This is a genomic window from Cysteiniphilum litorale (assembly GCF_003428165.1).
GTDB classification, from domain to species: domain Bacteria; phylum Pseudomonadota; class Gammaproteobacteria; order Francisellales; family Francisellaceae; genus Caedibacter; species Caedibacter litoralis.
On sequence record NZ_QLIQ01000034.1, the window covers coordinates 12,516 to 30,392 of the forward strand.

Consider the following 17,877-nt stretch of genomic DNA (forward strand, 5'->3'; position numbering starts at 1 on the left):
GGCTATGACAACGGCAATATCTACATTATTTGCACATGATCCGCCTTATTTTTTGCATTGTCATTATGATATGTTACTAACTTACACTGCAGAAAATGATATTAGTGATTTAACGCTACAAATAGATAGCCCGATTTTTGCTGTTCGCTACGGTCAACAGATAAAACTTACCGACAGAGGGCTAAGTGGCAGTGAAATTGAAGACTTTATTAACTTGTTATATGGAAGCAATGCTGCCGCCAAGGTACTCAGTGGAAGTGATTTGGATTTTAGCTACACACATAGAGTTAACTCAGATCATAAATTAAGATTCAGAATCAACGCAAGTTTGATTAACCAATATGAAAAGCTTGGGATTCAGGTCTCTATGCGTGTTTTAACGACCACACCTCCGTCTATAGATACATTATTATTACCTGAAGAGCTCATTAAGTTAAGCTTTATTAACGATGGTATTGTCCTTGTGTGCGGCGCAACTGGCTCAGGGAAGTCGACATTATTGGCATCCATGCTTGCATTAAGAGCAGCAAAAAGTGTCTTAGGAGAAAAGATCATCACTTTTGAATCTCCTATAGAATATATCCTACCTGCACACACTGGAAACTCTATTACTTCGCAGTCAGAAGTCCCTAGATGTCTGCCTAGCTTTGCCTACGCCATTAGAAATGCTTTAAGGCGCACCCCAACAGCAATCATGGTTGGAGAGTCACGAGACAATGCAACAATCTCAGCAGTCATCGAAGCTGCTCTTACTGGGCATAGCGTATTTAGCACACTACACAGCCAATCTGTCATGCAAGCGATTAATCGATTACTCATGCTTTTTCCGCACGCAGAAAAACAACGCATTTATTATGATTTTTTTAGTACGGTTTCCGCCATTATTTGGCAGACTCTCATCCCAAGCAATGATGGGAAAAGAGTTGCTTTAAGAGAATATATCGTAGTTGATGCGGCACTTAGAACAAAGTTACTATCTTCATCAAATGAGATGATGGCGCCTATTATCAAAGAGGCAATGGAGCAACGCCAAACCTCGCTTACAGACCACGCAACCACATTATTGTCCAAGGGGCACATTACGACACAAACTTACAACTTATATTGCCAACCCCATCACAATTAATAATAGTAAAGAGAGATTTTTCAATGTATAACACTCAAGCTCACTGGAGAGATTCAGGTAGAAAGCCTAAATTTTTCATTATTGAAGCGCAAGTATTTATTCCAATCCTATTATGCTTGTTCCATTTCAGGGTTTGGACCATCTCGCTAAGTATTGGAACCTGTGTTCTTCTTTTTATACTCAATCGCTACCAAATAACGTTATGGGTATTTCTATTAAACCTACGCGAATGGTCATTTGGTCGTGAAAAACTAACTGAGAAATGTTATTCAAATGAGTAAAGGTTTAAGAGGACTCTCACGCACACAAGAAGCACGCCCAAGTGAGAGCATTCGTGACACTCGCGGCTTAATCTTCCAGCTTTATGAGCTTTGTTCATCACGCTTAGGAAGTATTTGTGTTCTTGTGTTATCACTCATCACATTGACTTGGTTACCGCTTATCAGTGACTTACTGTTTGTATTTATGTTGCTGATCTTCTGGAACGCATTTTGGCAAATTCCAAGATTACCTTTTCGCTTACCTTTAGGTGCCAAGCATCCTGATTTATCAAATAGTAATCTAGTCCAAAAAAAAATCTCCAAACCTTCTGGACTTTACTTTTTTGGCAATGAAATTGCTAGTAAACAGGAAGTCTGGTTTAGCGATGAAGATATGCGCACTCATGCATTAATACTAGGCTCGACAGGTTCTGGTAAAACTCAAACCTTACTTTCAATTGCTTTTAATGCATTATCTCAAGGCTCAGGTTTTATTTATGTCGATGGAAAAGGTGATAACTCTCTCTATGCCCAAGTTTTTTCAATGGCTAAATTCATGGGACGCGAGGATGATTTGCTGGTAATTAACTATATGACAGGTGCCGAGGATATTATTGGACCACAAAAAGACATGATATCCAATACACTTAATCCCTTTGCCTTGGGCTCTTCAAGCATGCTATCACAATTAATTGTTAGCATGATGTCTTCCTCAGACAGCGGTGGAGGTGATGGAGACATGTGGAAAGGACGCGCAATCTCTTTTGTTGAAGCATTAATGCGTTTACTTGTTTATCTTAGAGACAAAGGCTATCTACTACTTGAAGCCAATACTATTCGCAGATATTTTATTCTTGATGTTGTTGAAGATTTGCTTCATAAACAAAAAGTCCTTGATCACAACAACAGTACAGTTGTCATACGAGAAAAACTTCCTACTGACGTTACCGATCCGATGTATAACTATCTTGCAACATTACCTGGTTATCAGGAAAAAAACGTCGGTAAGCAGTCTGACAAAACATATGAACAGCACGGTTATATCACCATGCAATTAACGCGCATATTCGGTTCACTTGCCGATGTTTATGCACATATTATGCGTACCAACCTTGCAGATGTTGATTTTAGTGATGTGATTCTAAATCGCCGTATTTTGGTCGTTTTATTACCCGCATTAGAGAAATCACCAGACGAGTTGTCCAATCTAGGAAAATTGATTATTGCTTCATTAAAAGCCATGCTTGCTGCAGGTCTTGGCTCAAAAATACAAGGTGAGTATAAAGAAGTTATCGAATCTAAACCTTCTAATTCTGACACTCCTTTCTTATGTATTTTAGACGAGTACGGCTATTATGCTGTAGAAGGGTTTGCTGTTGTTCCTGCTCAGGCACGCTCACTTGGTTTCTCTGTTGTGTTTGCTGGACAAGATATTCCTGCTTTCCAAAAAGCCTCCAAAGAAGAAGCCGCTTCCATTTTTGCAAATACAAACATTAAGCTATGTATGAAATTAGAAGATCCTACCGAAACATGGGACTTTTTTAACAAAACAGCAGGAGAAGCTTATGTGTCAACCGTCAGAAGTTATAATATGGGACAAGATGGCAATAGTTTGGGATATAAAGACTCCAAAGAAGCAGGCATTGAAAAACGAGCACGACTGGATCTTATGGATTTGAAGGATCAATTACCTGGTGAGGCACATGTATTTTTCAAATCAAACATCGTCAGAATGCGCTCTTTTTACGCTGCACCTAAAAAAACAAAGCACATCGCGATTAATCATTTCTTGAAAGTAGAACCTTATACTATCGCTTTCATTGAATCAGCTAAAATTGCTTTTGGCAAACATCATTACAAGAAATTAGACGCATTACCACTAAGCTCAGCCTTACTCCAAGAAGGGATGACTGGGAATATTAACATTTCACATTCAGAAGATGAGTCATTTCTAACAGCCGAAGCTGAGCAAGCTCATCATGGTTCACATGAAAGTCCTGATCAAACACGATATGAAAAAACGGATCCTCTTACTGACATCAATTCTCTGATAAAAGGCAGCCTACTATTTGATGCTATCGATCTAGAGGATAAACTCAATAATGATTATTTTGATTTGACACAGTCAAATATGACGCTTCATTTGATTAACGCTCAAGAATTGCAAAAACTATTTTATAAGCTAAATACCATGATTGGCGTTAAGCTCAATGAAAATAAAGCACAAATTCTTGAGAAACTTAAACATATCAGTCACCTTTCCAAGCAATACTTACAGCAAAAATCTCAAGTCAATTTGAAGGATCTATTTCAACAAACATTAGCTGAGAGCAATACAACATCTAATAAAAAGAGTGCAAAATGATTTTAACTAACATTATGAAACATCTCATCCAAGAGCATCATCTAACCTTTATTGAGAATCAACAAACAAAAGATTTTGGGAAATTAACTCAGGTAGAGATCTTTATCAAAGCATTAATATCACAAGCTGATAATAACTACCTTTATGTTTTTGATAGCTCAATGACAAAAAGTATTAGTGACACAAACTTTGATCTAATACAGGTTTTATTTATTTACGACGCTTTGCTTAACCTGATCGATGAAGGCATTATCAACATTGATAAACTATTGGGAGATAATTAATGTCTAACTCTGCTAATAGCAGTAATGATGACGGAATGGCACCAACTTATATCGTTGCCATTATCCTGCTAGCACTACTCCTATTTTACTGGCTTTTTCACAATCAACTCATTAGAGCAATATTTATCATAAAACGCTTTGAACTGTCGATTATTATGCTGTGGGATAACCACTATAGTATGTTGATGAATTGGTGTAATCATGTATTAGAATCGACCGTCACACTGAAACAGCTCAAATATTTAGGCTACAATACAAGTGATGCTCTAATGTCTATTTTTTGGTGTGTTGGCATAACATTTATCATCATCATTTTTTTCTTCCATCCCAATAGAAAATATAGACAAACCTTTTCAATGCCAAGCTTATCTCAATTCATTGCTCAACGCTTTCACAAGGTTTACACGCCAAAAAATGAAACACCATCCAAAACCAACCTTGGCACAGCATTAACCCCCGTTGAATATTTACAGCATCATCATTTAACACCAAATGAAAGACTTGACCTTATTGCACTACATAGCAATTTAAGTCAACAACTTGGCAATCGTTGTGGCAATGTCGCACAGGAGAGTCTTGAAATATCTGGCCTAGCTGTTGCCTTTTCCTTATACATCCTGGATAAACGCAAGCAAGCTGACACGCTTTTAAGTTATCTAAACTACGAATTCAGCCAACATAACAATCAATTAAAAAACTTTGTCAACCGATACAAACTCAACAAATATTTAAATAAACATTTAATGGAATGTATGTCTCACGATAATATTCAAAAAATTGTCACAAAACATCACTACACTTACACCATGTTATGCTCACTGTTAAGTACCGCAAGAAAAGGTGGTATTGTCCCTACTTCATCATTCTTATGGTTAAAACCCGTTAATCGAACTTTATGGTATGCCTTAAATAATGTTGGGAGAAAGACACTTTTTAGTGAAGGCGCTGCTGTTATCTCACATTGGCAATTTGAGCTTTCATTAAACATGCCTTTTTCTTCGCCCATGATCGACAACGTGTCCAAAGCATTACAGCAAGAATATCAACTTTATGAGTCTTTACATCATGATAAATCCTGATATTAAACTAAAGCTTCTAGCTTCTTCCAATCACAGCCATACATTTTTAAAGCGTCTTAACACACCAAAATACAATGATTGCAAACAAAAGCTACTTGAGGGAAGTACCAGTTGCTATTTCTGCCAACAACAGCACACTGATCTCTATATTATCAATCTTGATCTTGATTACACTAATAATCATTTCAGCAATTTCGCACTCGCCTGCCATTTTTGTACCTACGTTCAGCATCTGAATTTGAGTGCTCAATACAAACATCTGCTACAACATATTATTTATTTACCTGATATTTCGCAACAGGAACTTAATCAGTATTATCATCAATGGCAGAATATGATTAAGCAAAAACAGAATATTTTTGCTATTCAAGAAGCTATTTCTGAATTATCAGAGCGATCTGAATTAATAGATGAGATTATTGGATTTAAAACTAATTTCAAAGATCAGCTAGGTCTATTGCTCAAGCCCTATGATAGCGGACATTCATTATTGTCTCATCTACGTTGGCTCCCCAGTTTTGAACTCTTGAGATCTTTTGATCCTGCAATACCTCATCGCATTTGAGATGTGGCTACATTACATGACTACTTGTTACTGGCATTATGATGCTGTTTGTGAGTATGCTGCTAAGCACCGAAAGAGCATCAAATGATATGGTGGAAAATGATGTGCCTTCAGTTAACAAAACAACAAGATGAGTTGTGGTATGCCTACAAACTCAATCCAAAGGCAGATAGCTATAATATTTCTGTGTCGTATCGTGTTGAAGGCAATTTAGATGTAGAAAAATTCAAGTCAATTTATTTAACTATCGGTGATTACTTTGAAGCATTTAAAACACGCTTTATTGAAAAAGATGGTAAAGTATCTCAAATCATACGTGACCATTTTGATGGTGAATTCATCTATCAAACACTTAATAATTCAACTGATCAAGAAGCCCTTGACGCAATCGAAGCATTAAGAGCCAAGCCATTTAACCTTGAAAAAGATTGGTTATTTAGAGCTATTTTAATCAAGACGAATGATCAGACGCATTATTTTCAATTTGTCTGGCATCATATTATCTCAGATGGACTCACAACGATTGTCTTTAGTGAAGTCTTTGAAAGGCTTTATAACGAAGGTTTAGAAGCCATCGATCAATTCAAAACCTATTCGCTAACTGATTATTTACAGTACGAAACATCGGTGATTGCTAAGAAGAAGGAAGAAACCATTAAGTACTGGCAGAACTACCTGAAAGGATGTCAGCAGAATGAGCTTGCTAAATACACTTATAATGATGGCGAACAAATCAATCGTCAGCGGCTTGATATTGATTCAAAAGCTTTAAATAAACTGCTTAAAACACACAAGACAATACCCTTTATATTTTTCAATGCACTCATTAGTGTCTTTCTTTTTAGATGCTTTCACTTAACAGATATTCTGTTATCTTACCCCAAAAATATACGAGCAAACGAGTTTGACAAGATAGTAGGCTATTTCGTCAGTCTATATCCTATGCGAGTGCAACTGTCACCAGATATGACTTTTGCTGGGTTGTTATATAATATAAAAAAGCAGTATAAAGAGGATAGAAATTATCAAGAAATTGCTTTTGAGGAAATTCGAAAGGCATTAAATTTTGAGATAAAACCAAATATATCAATGATCGAAACCTGTCTTTTATCTCAACCAATACAGTTGAGTGATCTTACACTTAATCATTTAGAGTTTTTCTATGGTAACAAAATAACCACACTGAGTTTTGCATATGATAAAAATGCTTTGTGTTATGAAATCATTTATCGTGAAAACTATATCCCTAACTATTTCATTGGGTATTTCGAAAATTTGATCAATCAGATTTTAGCCAGCACAGATAAGAAGATATCTGAATATGAGTTAATGTCAATTGATCAAAAAACACTACTTTACGATTGGAATAAAACAGACAAACCTTATCCCAAAGATAAAACCATTCATCAATTGTTTGAAGAACAAGTTAAAAAAAATCCAAACAATATCGCCATTGTTTTTGAGAGCGAACAACTTAACTATGCGCAGTTAAATGCCAAAGCCAATCAACTAGCACGCTATATCAGATCGAGCAATACCATTTCTCCTGATAATTTAATCGCTTTATATCTAGATAAAAGCTTAGAAATGATTATTGGCATTTTGGCTATTTTGAAATCAGGAGCGGCATATCTCCCTCTTGATCCTAGCTACCCTGATGAAAGAGTGAAGTATATCCTTAATGATACTCAAGCATCTTTGGTATTATCACAATCACATTATATCTCAAGACTGCAAGCTATTTCTAAGGCACCCATCATATCACTTGAGAGTGATTGCTACGAAAACCTCTCAAGTGATAATTTAATCCCAATGAGCACCGCCAATGATTTGGCTTATGTGATATATACATCAGGTACAACTGGAAAACCCAAAGGCGTTTGTATATCACACAAAAATTTATGTAATATGGCATTTTCACAGCAAAAAAAGTTAACGATCCATGAAAAATCAAAAATTTTGCAATTTGCATCAATTGGTTTTGATGCCTCAGTATGGGAAATTTTTGGTGCTTTAAGTTTTGGCGCTCAGTTACATATTCTATCGGACACAAAAAAATCACAACTTAAATATCTGGAAAGCTATTTATTATTCAATAAAATTTCGCATGCTACATTACCACCTAGACTCATAGAAAACTTGAATACAAAATGTTTACCTAATTGTTTATGCTCCGCAGGAGAAGTTTTAAACACAAAAATTTTACAAAAATTAATTGCACAAGAGTATTTTATGAATGCGTATGGTTTAACTGAAACTTCAGTATGTTCAACGATACATAAATTCAACCGTAACAGCCTAAATAACAATATTGGTAAATCAATTGATAATAATAAATGCTATGTTGTTGATATATACAACAATCTTGTGCCAATCGGTGTTATTGGTGAATTATACATCGGCGGGGCAGGGTTAGCGCGTGGTTATCTTAACAAACCTGAACTAACTGCTGAAAAGTTTATTCCCAACCCATTTGCTACTGAAACTGACAAAGCCAATGGCTATGATCGTTTATATAAAACAGGGGATTTAGTTCGCTGGCTGCATAATGGTGATTTAGAGTATATTGGACGCCACGATAAGCAAGTTAAAGTTCGCGGGTTTAGAATTGAGCTAGCTGAAATTGAACATGCTTTAAGTAATATAAAAGATATTCAACAAGCTATCGTTATCAATAAAGTCGTGAATGATGAACAATGCCTTTTTGCTTATTACACTGCCAATGAGCAAATTAATCCTCAATCAATCCTAGATAAGCTCACTGAAAAACTGCCGCATTACATGGTGCCAAGTACTGCCTTGCAGATTCATGAGATACCATTAACTGTTAATGGCAAAATTGATATCAATGCTTTACCTGACATCGCCTTCCAAAGTTCTCAAGCTTATATTGAACCCAGAACAGAGCAGGAAAGAATTGTGTGTCAGGCGTTTTCTACTGTGCTGCTTATTGAAAAAGTAGGCATTGATGATGATTTTTTTAAGCTCGGTGGTAATTCTATTAAGGCAATCCAACTCTCAATCGTGTTACAGTCAAATCTTGAGATCGATGTCGCTGAAATCTTTGATTTACGCACACCGAGAAAACTCGCACATAATAAGCAAATTACCCATGATTTATTGATTTCCAAGTTAGAACAAATCAAATATAAATATGTCAACCAACAGACCAACGAACATCAAAAGCTTAATTCAGCGATGTCACTTAAAAAAGCGCAATATTTATCACAAATAGCTAATATGACCGCAGTAAAATATACAACCAAATCCATCCAAAATGTCCTACTAACCGGAGCCACCGGTTTTTTGGGTTGTAATCTCCTTAATCAGTTACTAACATTAACACCTTATCAGATTTTCCTATGTATTAGAGCAAAAGATAAGACACATGCCATGGAGCGTATGGCGCATAAATACCGGTTTTATTTTGATCTCTCTCTAGAAGACCATTTTTCTGATCGCGTAGTTTATATTCCCTGTGATTTAGAAAAAAGACAAATAGGTGTAGCGGATGAGCAATATTATCAACTGACACAAAATATCGATAGCATCATCCATTGCGCTGCGTTAGCCAAACATTTTGGTATTGAGCAGACGTTTTATAGCGCCAATGTCACATCAACGATTAATTTACTTAAGCTTTGTGAGCTAACCAATTTAAAAGATTTCCATTATATTTCAAGCTATTCTGTGATGACAGGCATTGCCAATGATAATGAAACTGTTTTGACTGAAGATGATCAATTAACGATTGATAGTGAGTGGAATTCACCCTATACCAAAACCAAATATCTCGGTGAGATCAATACCATTCAATGGCGCGAAAAAGGCATTAATAGTAGTGTATATCGTGTTGGAAACTTAGCTTTTATGCAACAAAATGGTAATGTGCAGGAAGATGTCAAAGATAACGCATTTGCAACCTACATTACCTTTATCCGCAAATTAGGCTGTATCGCTGATAATATGAATGAAACCGAGATCTCACCTGCTGATATAACGGCAACAGCAATGGTGAAAATGTTTGATAAACCTGAGTTAAATAATCAGACACATCATCTATTTAACCCAAATAAAATCAAATTATCTCAAATGCTGAGTACGAAAAATCACACAATCACCATTGTGAATTTTGAAACTTTTATTGATAGGTTAGTTAACTATTTACAGCACAATGATGATTGTGATTTAATTGGACGGTTTCTGTTACGCATGGAATGGCACACTGATGGTAAAAAGGGTCATTCTATTGGAAGTAATGGTAGCGCTATTTTACAAAACAAAACGGAGTCCGTATTTAAGATGATAGATTTTCAATGGACAAGAATTAGTAACATGCAATTAAAATTCTATATTGAGAAATTGAACACTATGCTTGATATAAATTTAGAAACGCCAACAAATGCACCTAAACCTTTTAAGGTACACATCTGGTTGAAAAGCATCCTAAGATTGCCAAATGAAGCCAAGCTTAAGGCGCTAAATATATTCAAAACACATAAAAAAGTAGTTGCAGTCATCAGTAGTTTATTAATTATAGCGCCATTGTTATATACCTTAGAATTGTTAGATATAATCACTATGCTACAATTTGCGGATGACACTGTTTAAAACTTAAAATTAGGATCAAGGATGTAGAGATGCTCATAACGAATAAAAAAGATTTAACCTCATCATTTAGTGAGTTTTCAAATCTTATCCCCGGTGGTGTCTATTGGCTTAACACAAACCATGAGTTAATGGGTGCAAATGATTTCATACTTAAAGCTGCAGGGATGAAACTTGAAGATATATTAGGAAAAACGCCACTCGAAATGCATCCAAAGGATATGGGTACTGAAATTATTGCTCATCACAAGCAAGTAATAAAAACAGGAAAACAAGTTTATTGTCAAGAACAAATCGTAAATCCAGAATCTGGAAACATTGTTTATTTCGATGTTGCACTTTCACCATTATTCGATGAATGTGGTAACATTTTTGGGGTTTGTGGTATTTCTTATGATATCACCGAACGCAAACGCCTTGAAGAAGAAACCATACACCAAAAGGATCAACTGGAGAAAAAATTAGCATTTCAACGACACTATCTTAGATCATATGGTTATGAATGGATAGATGCTCTTAAAAATATTTCGCAGGCAGTTGATAATATAGGGGCGCAATTAATGGGATCTACTGTTCCAGAAAGCCTTGAGATTGCTGTGGGTAATGAACTCTACAGCATTAACGAAAGCTTATCTGAAATGTATACAATGTATCAAAGGATTAATAGCGCAATTATCAGCGAAAATGATGCTCTTACAGCACCTGATTCGAATCGTACAACACCTCTGTTCTTAAAGGGTTTGATCACACCAGAAATTGGCATTGCAAATGCCTTAATTAGTGCGAGATATGATGTTAAAGTATCATTTGAAATGGATAGCCAATCACAACAAAAAATCTATGTGGATTATAAAAAACTTCGCCACATTATTAGAACACTACTTGCTAATTATACAAAAGGAATCAGTAGAGACGCTCAAAAGGATATTAACTTAAACATTACTGCCAAAGACAGAGCGCATGACAAACTTTATATAACCTTTGAATTTAAAGGCACTATGCCATTTCTGGAGCTAGAAGATGATAACCTTAGCGCAGATTACTTCACGGACCTTAAAAACACTAATGTCGCTATAGATAAACATGAGTTTGCATATGATCTTGCTTTAGCTAAACATTATATTAAGTTACTTTGTGAAAATGAAGTTGAGTTAAATCAGCATTTATTTGAAGGGGCTGAGTTTTCATTTACCCTACCATTTGTCGTAGTAGACGATGACGACGAGATGGATGAGACAGTCGAGTAAATTGACAGACACATACCGATCTCAAGTTATTTATAGGCAATGTATGCTAAATATCTCCTGTGCTCATGTGACTGAGATATTTTAACAAAGAGTTCATAACGATTGTTCACCCCTAATTTCTGTATCATAGAGGCAATCAATCCTTCAATGGTTCTCGGTGAGCGATCAATACATAGAGCAAGTGCTTTCACCTCGTAATTACCATTATAAATAGCTAAAAAGCACAGGTTCTCAGTATACGTTAACTCGCTAAACTGCGGAGAGGGTATAAACTTTGCAAGCAAATTTTTGGATGGATTTACATTTTTAAATGTAAATCCATCCAAATCGATATCAAACGTATTTTGCAAAATCAATTGATCAAGCGTTTGATGTAACTGTCTGAAATGTCCTCCATAAAATAATTTATTTGCAATAAGAGCATCTTTTTTCTTTACAAATATACACAAAAAACTAATTGAATGGTCAGGATGGTAATGTAAATGCCATGGCAAAGCATGTCTTTCCTCCTTGGTAAGAATATGATCAACACAAAAAGACTGGTTATATGACTGATATACTGCATTTTTATAACCTACATCATTAATCGTAGGAGATAATAGCAAAGTTTCAAAATCAAGAAAAATTCTTTTATCTGCCTCAGGCGAGGTATAATAATCGCTTAAGCTATCATCTGCTAATAAGGGTAGTGCAAACACTCCACCATGAGAATAACAGCGATGGTATATTAAAGACTCTACAGATAAAGCTAAATTAGCACTTTTTAAAATTTTATTTAATTTATACTCATATCTTTGGTAACTTTTTGTGTAGATCTCCTCTACTACATTCATTTGCTACTCCATAACCTTAATTATCAGCCATTACGTGGCTTAAACATGAGTAATCACTCCCTATTTTCACAAAGAGTTCATACCTATTTTTGCACTCTAACTTATGTAAAACACTACGCATTAAACCTTCGATCGTTCGAACAGATAGATTTAAATGTATTGCAACTTGCTTTGTTTCATAAAGCCCTTGACATATTGCAAATAAAAATGACTTTTCTGATCGTGTTAAATCGGGAAATATTTTTGGTGTGTTATGCTGTTTAAAATAAAAATTATTCTGTCTTGTATTGACCCAAAAATCATGAGCTAAATAATGATATTCTTGCCGCAATGAATCAAATAGTTTTTGCGTTAACGCAAGAATATTAAGATGCGCATATTGAATGCTAATCTCAAGATAGTTACTCTTTTTAATGAATATACATATATTGGCAATTGACTGATTCCCTATCCTGAGATACTGAATAGGTAAGATGTTAAATGCTTCTTGTGTTACAAGAGACAAGTGATATGGATAACTATCTTCAGAACAAACATTTAATTCATCTAATGTCACAACTTTTGGGCGATGAAGTACGTTGAGAAAAGAAGATATATGTGCTTTTTCAGACTGAGCCCAATCGTGAAAGCTCTCCAGATATTTTAATGGAAGATTAATTGCCACTCCTGAACTAAAAGTTTCCGTATAAGTCAAACCCTCAATGTCAAACGGCAAATCCATAGATTGAACGATCTTTTTAAAGGTATGCTCATATTTTTTCCAGTGATAGTGATGTATGTCTCGCAAGGTACATTGTTGATTTGCAAACTCCATTATACTCAAGAAACTCCACAAGTTGATTTACATTTTAGTTTTATCGTAATCATTAAAACAATACCTATTACTTTTACCTACCACCCTTTCATTACCACACAGCGCATCACATCATGCATTTTACTTATTTTAACCGCTAACTCATATTTGTTATTGCAACTGAGCTTCTGTGAGAGTCGTGCAACTGTTCCTTCAATTGTTCTGGGTGATTTATGCAGTTTTAACGCAATTTCTTTTGACTCATAATATCCTGCATAAATTAATTTAAGACAAAGCAATTCTTGAGCCGTCAACTTTGATAAAACCTCAATAGCCACAATCTCATCAACACCCTTAAAAATAATAGGAGAAATATCATTTGAAATATCAAACTCTAGAGCAATACGTGTCTTGCAGTCAAATATATAGGATTCAATTGCCGCTATGCATTGATCTAACAAAAGCTGTTTATCGCTAAAAAAACCCATAACAGTATATGAAGTCAGCACTGAAAGTCTACTAATTGAATTATCGTCATTATATTTAAGGTAAGTCAAACAATAATCAAATTTATTCATAGTTCTAATAAAAGCATAGCTAGATTGATCGTCATTGCATAAAAAAGCACTTAATTCATGATACCATATCACTTTTGGAATTTTAGTGAGGTTGCTCAAACAAAATGCAGGATCTTTGGTTGGACTCCCTTCTAACCAGGCACCATATATATCATGCTCTAGAATCGGTACGTTAATGACTTCTCCATTTGCAAATAATCTCGTATACGACAACCCAGTAACATGTAATTTATCAATCACAGGGTACATTAATCTCTTTAACGCATTTCTATATTTTGCAAAGCTCCATTTGTGCACTTCTTGAATCGTTGGCATCTGTTTATGTATGACGGTGATATAATGGACACATTATACACAATAATTAAACTCTGTCTACTCAAGCAAGATTCCCCACCCTACGACACTACAACAATAAGCACCATTTTGTTAAAAAAATCATCATTCTGTCCGGTTTTTTAGACTAACATCGCTCCGATAATGTTTTTCCCTAATAATTGCCTCTGTTTTATAACCCAGTAGAGATTTTTGATGAGAAAAATTTATTTTATATTAACGACTTTATTCTTTATACAAAGCATAAGCTATGCAAACAGTAAACCCATTAATTCAGTATCTGAGTTAGATACTGCTATCCAAATATCATTAAGCGAAGATGACAGCAGAACCGCGCTTGCCGCAAACGAATGGTTTTATATGAATGTTTATAGCGGATTATCCTATAAGGCTTATCCACAATCTGAACAAACTGTTTTTCGCTCGGATGTTGGGACTTATGATATTTACCAACAAGCCAAGCGCTATTCTCCTTACCTTGCTGCTGAGTTTGGAATACGCCCATGGAAGTATCTAACATTTGGCATAAGGTATTGGAATACGTTCAACACCAATGCTCAACTGATTGATAATACTGGCACGGACAAGTTTCCTAATGGTGACATTAAGATGTCCTTTTCCGGAATTAATATTTTAATCAGTGCGCACTTACCTCTTCCTGCAATTAACAGTGAAATTATATTGTCAACGGGGCCTGCAATTATTTTCTCTCAGTTTAATCCAACAACTGCTATTGCCAGTTATGATAACCCTGCGTTGAAAAAGACAAACAACACAAATATTCGACCTTTTGTTGCGGTAGGCTATCAATATTTATTGCCATATTCATTAACACTTGGATTGGAAGCACAATATGTTTTTGGCATTGGAGAAGATATCTATTCACCATATTACGGCGGTAGCTATGTACCTAATATGTTCAATCTGTCATTAAGCATTGGATATCACTTTTAATAACATCACTAGCACTTACAAATCATTTTATAGTTCATAAAATATCATATAAATAGGAGAAAACTCGATGAAAATTAAAGCATTGATCAGTGGGGTCACACTAGGAATTAGCACTATGGCTAATGCTAACGTCCCACATCTGGACCCTCATGCCTTACCAACACTTGGAAGTTTAATTACAGCACTTAATGACTGGGAAAGTCCAATTAATGCAACTTCCGCACAGGCAGCAAATGCCGAAACGCATGCTAACAATGCTGAGTCTTATGCAAATTCAGCAATTCAAACAGCAACAAGCGCCAATTCAGTAGCTCAACAGGCAGCAACAACGGTTAAGACATTTGATAGCAGATTAATTACTGCAGAAAGCGATGCCACTTCAGCCAAGCAAATTGCTTCCTCTGCAAACGATCAAGCAAAAGCTGCCGTAGATACCGCACAAACTGCTTTTGATAAAGCTAATAGCTATGAAAGTCGCATTAATATGGCTGAGAAAAATGCCTCAGACGCGCAACAAACTGCCAATACGGCTAAACAAACAGCAGATAGTATTAAAGGCACTGCAGATGCGGCTAAACAGGCAGCAGATAAAGCAAGTGAGCTTGCCAGTAGCGCATCAGAAACGGCAAATATGGCAAAGACAACAGCCGATAATGCTAAGTCCTCAGCAGATAGGGTGGATCAGTTTGATCAACGGATTACCAATGCAGAAAACGATGCCAAAGAGGCAAAAACTGATGCTAAAAAAGCAAAACAAAATGTTGATGAAATTGAGCAAATCTATTCAGAAAAAATAAATGTATTAAGTAAACAAATTGATGATCTGAACAAAATCATTAAGGATGAAGTTGCCGATAGAACAATCAAAGCTCAAGATTGGCAATCTTTAGACGACCTAATAAAATTAGCACAGACTTCCCCACATATTGATCCAAAGCTTGATGCAGATCATCCTGTAATTATTAAGCTTGCACCAAAAGAGTATACCATTGATCATAGCATTTATATCCCTGCAGGAATAATTATTGATGGAGACAACAAAGCCTCTTTACATCGTTATAGAGATGCACGCTTCGACGATCAAATTATACTTTGTGCTCCGGGAAAATTAAGTGACCTAAACCTTATTAATGATGCAGCTGTATTAACTAATAAAAATGACACAATATCAGCAATGGTTATGTTGTCAAGTGAAGATTTTGATACGCCAAAGTACAGTTTCACATTTAATAACATCCATTATTCAGGCGGAGATAACTCTGTTTTTGTTCAAGATAATCTAAGCTCGAATTATACTATTGGGAGCTATAAAGTGAAATTTGACCACTTTGTTTCTGACACCAAAAGCTCCATTATTTGGGCTGCACAAAAGAGTCGATTTGCTGACAATTTTAACCCTGCCGATGTCTATGACCATTGGTTCTCAAGCGCAGCCAAAGGAGTTTATATCTCTAACTCTACAATGTGTATCAGCAATTTAGCTAATAACGGTAGCTTCTTCCCTCATCATGAAGATAAACAGATACTATCAAATGTCAATATCTCAAACTCTTCAGTAACAGACTATAGTCAATCTTGTATGTGATTGATAATACTATCTACCTCAACTTAATCCTCTACTGTGTAGAGTTAAATCAAAATAGTTTATGCTCTTTACACCAACAACCAATAGCGTTTTGCATATTCAAATAACTCATAACTTTCTGTCAACCCAAGTAACTGCTTAATACGCTGTGTATAGTTATCAACACTTCGATGAGAGACTTGCATTTTATCAGCTAATACTTTCTTTTCGGTTATACCATGACCCAAAAGCATAAAGCATTGCATTTCTTTATCACTTAGATTAAGTGCCACTTGAATATTCTTATCTTGCGGCGGTTTAAGCCAATGTGGTGGCAAAGCCAGTAGCACAAGATCCTCTGGATATAGAGCGAACTGATCATAATACTTTATGGTTAAAGGAGAAATATCGACTACCAGATCATGCAACATATAGTATAGTTCTGCTATCTTTAAGTACAGTGAAGTTATATTGTGTATGCTATCAAAATATAGCACAAAGCGGTGCGCATTACTTTCCACCCAAAAATAATAAGAAATCGCATAACAATCTCCATATTTAGAATGCTCTGGCGTAAATAAACTTTGCCAAGCTTGTGCGTGCACCGCAATTTCAGATAAATGACAAAGTCGTGGTAGCAATCCAATCAACTCATAGCTAAAATAAGGATCCTCATAACGGTACTGGTTATTGCTGTGAAAGCGATAAGCGTACTTATGCAGCTGCAACGGGGCACACCACGTAAAGGACTCATTAACCAATGCGTAATCAATACCACAGCAATTGAAAGTACTCACTATTTGCTGAAGCTTTTCTTCCAAAGCAAACTGGCTTACCACCTCCAGAGTTTTTGTCATCATGATGGGATCATCTTGAATCATTTTTCCTTTACGATGTATTGACGGCATTCAGTTAAAAATAGATAAAACAGGTATGTCAAAATACTACGCCACATTCAGTATGATTTCAACGCAAATGTAAAGATTTTACGATGGGTGTATATCTCTGAGTATACTCAACTTTATATTCAACTTAACCTGAGTTCGGAATTAAAATCCTTGATTTAAAAGGGTTTTATGGTGTTAAAATAAGTAATTCTTATGGTAATTTCTCAAGATCAACATGATAGAACTACTTATTTCAACATTTTGCCGCATAGATGACTTTTGCATTATCTATGAAAAGCAACTTAAACTCAAACAAATTGGCATGGATAGAAACAGAAAATATGGCAAAGCGCAACAGTTAGCAGTGAGTGAAATTATGACAATTCTTATTATGTTTCAGA

The 17,877-nt window shown here is 35.5% G+C and carries 14 protein-coding genes; 10 read left to right on the forward strand and 4 right to left on the reverse strand.

The window, feature by feature from the left end; all coding sequences use genetic code 11:
- Positions 1-4: 4 nt before the first annotated feature.
- From DNJ75_RS11700 to DNJ75_RS11735, 8 genes are all read left to right on the forward strand, one after another.
- On the forward strand, positions 5-1,126 hold the full coding sequence (locus DNJ75_RS11700; protein ID WP_117003637.1) for a type IV pilus twitching motility protein PilT: 1,122 nt from the start codon (positions 5-7) through the stop codon (positions 1,124-1,126).
- 23 nt (positions 1,127-1,149) lie between these two features.
- The gene (gene icmT, locus DNJ75_RS15580) at positions 1,150-1,407 is read left to right on the forward strand and encodes an IcmT/TraK family protein (protein ID WP_117003638.1); all 258 of its coding nucleotides are present in this window, start codon (positions 1,150-1,152) and stop codon (positions 1,405-1,407) included.
- A complete protein-coding gene (locus tag DNJ75_RS11710; protein ID WP_117003639.1) occupies positions 1,400-3,751 on the forward strand; it encodes a type IV secretory system conjugative DNA transfer family protein in 2,352 nt (783 codons plus the stop codon). Before icmT ends, DNJ75_RS11710 begins: the two co-directional genes overlap by 8 nt.
- A complete protein-coding gene (locus DNJ75_RS11715; protein WP_117003640.1) occupies positions 3,748-4,035 on the forward strand; it encodes a hypothetical protein in 288 nt (95 codons plus the stop codon). Before DNJ75_RS11710 ends, DNJ75_RS11715 begins: the two co-directional genes overlap by 4 nt.
- Positions 4,035-5,114, forward strand: coding sequence for a secretion/conjugation apparatus DotM-related subunit (locus tag DNJ75_RS11720; protein WP_117003641.1), 1,080 nt, complete (start codon positions 4,035-4,037; stop codon positions 5,112-5,114). The genes DNJ75_RS11715 and DNJ75_RS11720 overlap by 1 nt, the downstream gene beginning before the upstream one ends.
- Positions 5,101-5,679 (forward strand): hypothetical protein, encoded by a 579-nt coding sequence (locus DNJ75_RS11725; RefSeq protein WP_117003642.1) that lies wholly within the window; start codon positions 5,101-5,103, stop codon positions 5,677-5,679. The genes DNJ75_RS11720 and DNJ75_RS11725 overlap by 14 nt, the downstream gene beginning before the upstream one ends.
- Positions 5,680-5,778: 99 nt before the next feature.
- Positions 5,779-10,290, forward strand: a complete 4,512-nt coding sequence (locus DNJ75_RS11730) for a non-ribosomal peptide synthetase (RefSeq protein ID WP_170137231.1) — start codon at positions 5,779-5,781, stop codon at positions 10,288-10,290.
- Positions 10,291-10,319: 29 nt separating this feature from the next.
- Positions 10,320-11,534, forward strand: coding sequence for a PAS domain-containing protein (locus DNJ75_RS11735; RefSeq protein WP_117003644.1), 1,215 nt, complete (start codon positions 10,320-10,322; stop codon positions 11,532-11,534).
- A gap of 26 nt (positions 11,535-11,560) precedes the next feature.
- On the opposite strand, the gene DNJ75_RS11740 is transcribed toward DNJ75_RS11735, so the two are convergent.
- The 3 genes from DNJ75_RS11740 to DNJ75_RS11750 all read right to left on the reverse strand — a co-directional run bounded on the left by DNJ75_RS11740 (position 11,561) and on the right by DNJ75_RS11750 (position 14,053).
- The gene (locus tag DNJ75_RS11740; RefSeq protein WP_117003645.1) at positions 11,561-12,367 is read right to left on the reverse strand and encodes a helix-turn-helix transcriptional regulator; all 807 of its coding nucleotides are present in this window, start codon (positions 12,365-12,367) and stop codon (positions 11,561-11,563) included.
- Positions 12,368-12,383: 16 nt separating this feature from the next.
- The gene (locus DNJ75_RS11745; protein ID WP_117003646.1) at positions 12,384-13,181 is read right to left on the reverse strand and encodes a helix-turn-helix transcriptional regulator; all 798 of its coding nucleotides are present in this window, start codon (positions 13,179-13,181) and stop codon (positions 12,384-12,386) included.
- Positions 13,182-13,258: 77 nt separating this feature from the next.
- Positions 13,259-14,053: a response regulator transcription factor gene (locus DNJ75_RS11750; RefSeq protein WP_117003647.1), complete on the reverse strand. Its 795-nt coding sequence runs from the start codon at positions 14,051-14,053 to the stop codon at positions 13,259-13,261.
- A 213-nt stretch (positions 14,054-14,266) separates the two neighbouring features.
- On the opposite strand from DNJ75_RS11750, the gene DNJ75_RS11755 reads away from it, so the two are divergent.
- Together DNJ75_RS11755 and DNJ75_RS11760 are read left to right on the forward strand one after the other, a co-directional pair.
- A complete protein-coding gene (locus DNJ75_RS11755; RefSeq protein ID WP_117003648.1) occupies positions 14,267-15,025 on the forward strand; it encodes a hypothetical protein in 759 nt (252 codons plus the stop codon).
- A gap of 67 nt (positions 15,026-15,092) precedes the next feature.
- Positions 15,093-16,610 (forward strand): hypothetical protein, encoded by a 1,518-nt coding sequence (locus DNJ75_RS11760; protein WP_117003649.1) that lies wholly within the window; start codon positions 15,093-15,095, stop codon positions 16,608-16,610.
- A 68-nt stretch (positions 16,611-16,678) separates the two neighbouring features.
- On the opposite strand, the gene DNJ75_RS11765 is transcribed toward DNJ75_RS11760, so the two are convergent.
- Positions 16,679-17,449 (reverse strand): hypothetical protein, encoded by a 771-nt coding sequence (locus DNJ75_RS11765; protein WP_150469041.1) that lies wholly within the window; start codon positions 17,447-17,449, stop codon positions 16,679-16,681.
- Positions 17,450-17,877 lie beyond the last annotated feature (428 nt).

Coding starts and splice junctions, on each gene's coding strand:
- DNJ75_RS11710 (WP_117003639.1), top strand. CDS start 1,400: ATGAGTAAAGGTTTAAGAGGACTCTCACGCACACAAGAAGCACGCCCA.
- DNJ75_RS11700 (WP_117003637.1), top strand. CDS start 5: ATGACAACGGCAATATCTACATTATTTGCACATGATCCGCCTTATTTT.
- DNJ75_RS11740 (WP_117003645.1), bottom strand. CDS start 12,367: ATGAATGTAGTAGAGGAGATCTACACAAAAAGTTACCAAAGATATGAG.
- DNJ75_RS11715 (WP_117003640.1), top strand. CDS start 3,748: ATGATTTTAACTAACATTATGAAACATCTCATCCAAGAGCATCATCTA.
- icmT (WP_117003638.1), top strand. CDS start 1,150: ATGTATAACACTCAAGCTCACTGGAGAGATTCAGGTAGAAAGCCTAAA.
- DNJ75_RS11750 (WP_117003647.1), bottom strand. CDS start 14,053: ATGCCAACGATTCAAGAAGTGCACAAATGGAGCTTTGCAAAATATAGA.
- DNJ75_RS11760 (WP_117003649.1), top strand. CDS start 15,093: ATGAAAATTAAAGCATTGATCAGTGGGGTCACACTAGGAATTAGCACT.
- DNJ75_RS11745 (WP_117003646.1), bottom strand. CDS start 13,181: ATGGAGTTTGCAAATCAACAATGTACCTTGCGAGACATACATCACTAT.
- DNJ75_RS11755 (WP_117003648.1), top strand. CDS start 14,267: ATGAGAAAAATTTATTTTATATTAACGACTTTATTCTTTATACAAAGC.
- DNJ75_RS11725 (WP_117003642.1), top strand. CDS start 5,101: ATGATAAATCCTGATATTAAACTAAAGCTTCTAGCTTCTTCCAATCAC.
- DNJ75_RS11730 (WP_170137231.1), top strand. CDS start 5,779: ATGATGTGCCTTCAGTTAACAAAACAACAAGATGAGTTGTGGTATGCC.
- DNJ75_RS11735 (WP_117003644.1), top strand. CDS start 10,320: ATGCTCATAACGAATAAAAAAGATTTAACCTCATCATTTAGTGAGTTT.
- DNJ75_RS11720 (WP_117003641.1), top strand. CDS start 4,035: ATGTCTAACTCTGCTAATAGCAGTAATGATGACGGAATGGCACCAACT.
- DNJ75_RS11765 (WP_150469041.1), bottom strand. CDS start 17,449: ATGATGACAAAAACTCTGGAGGTGGTAAGCCAGTTTGCTTTGGAAGAA.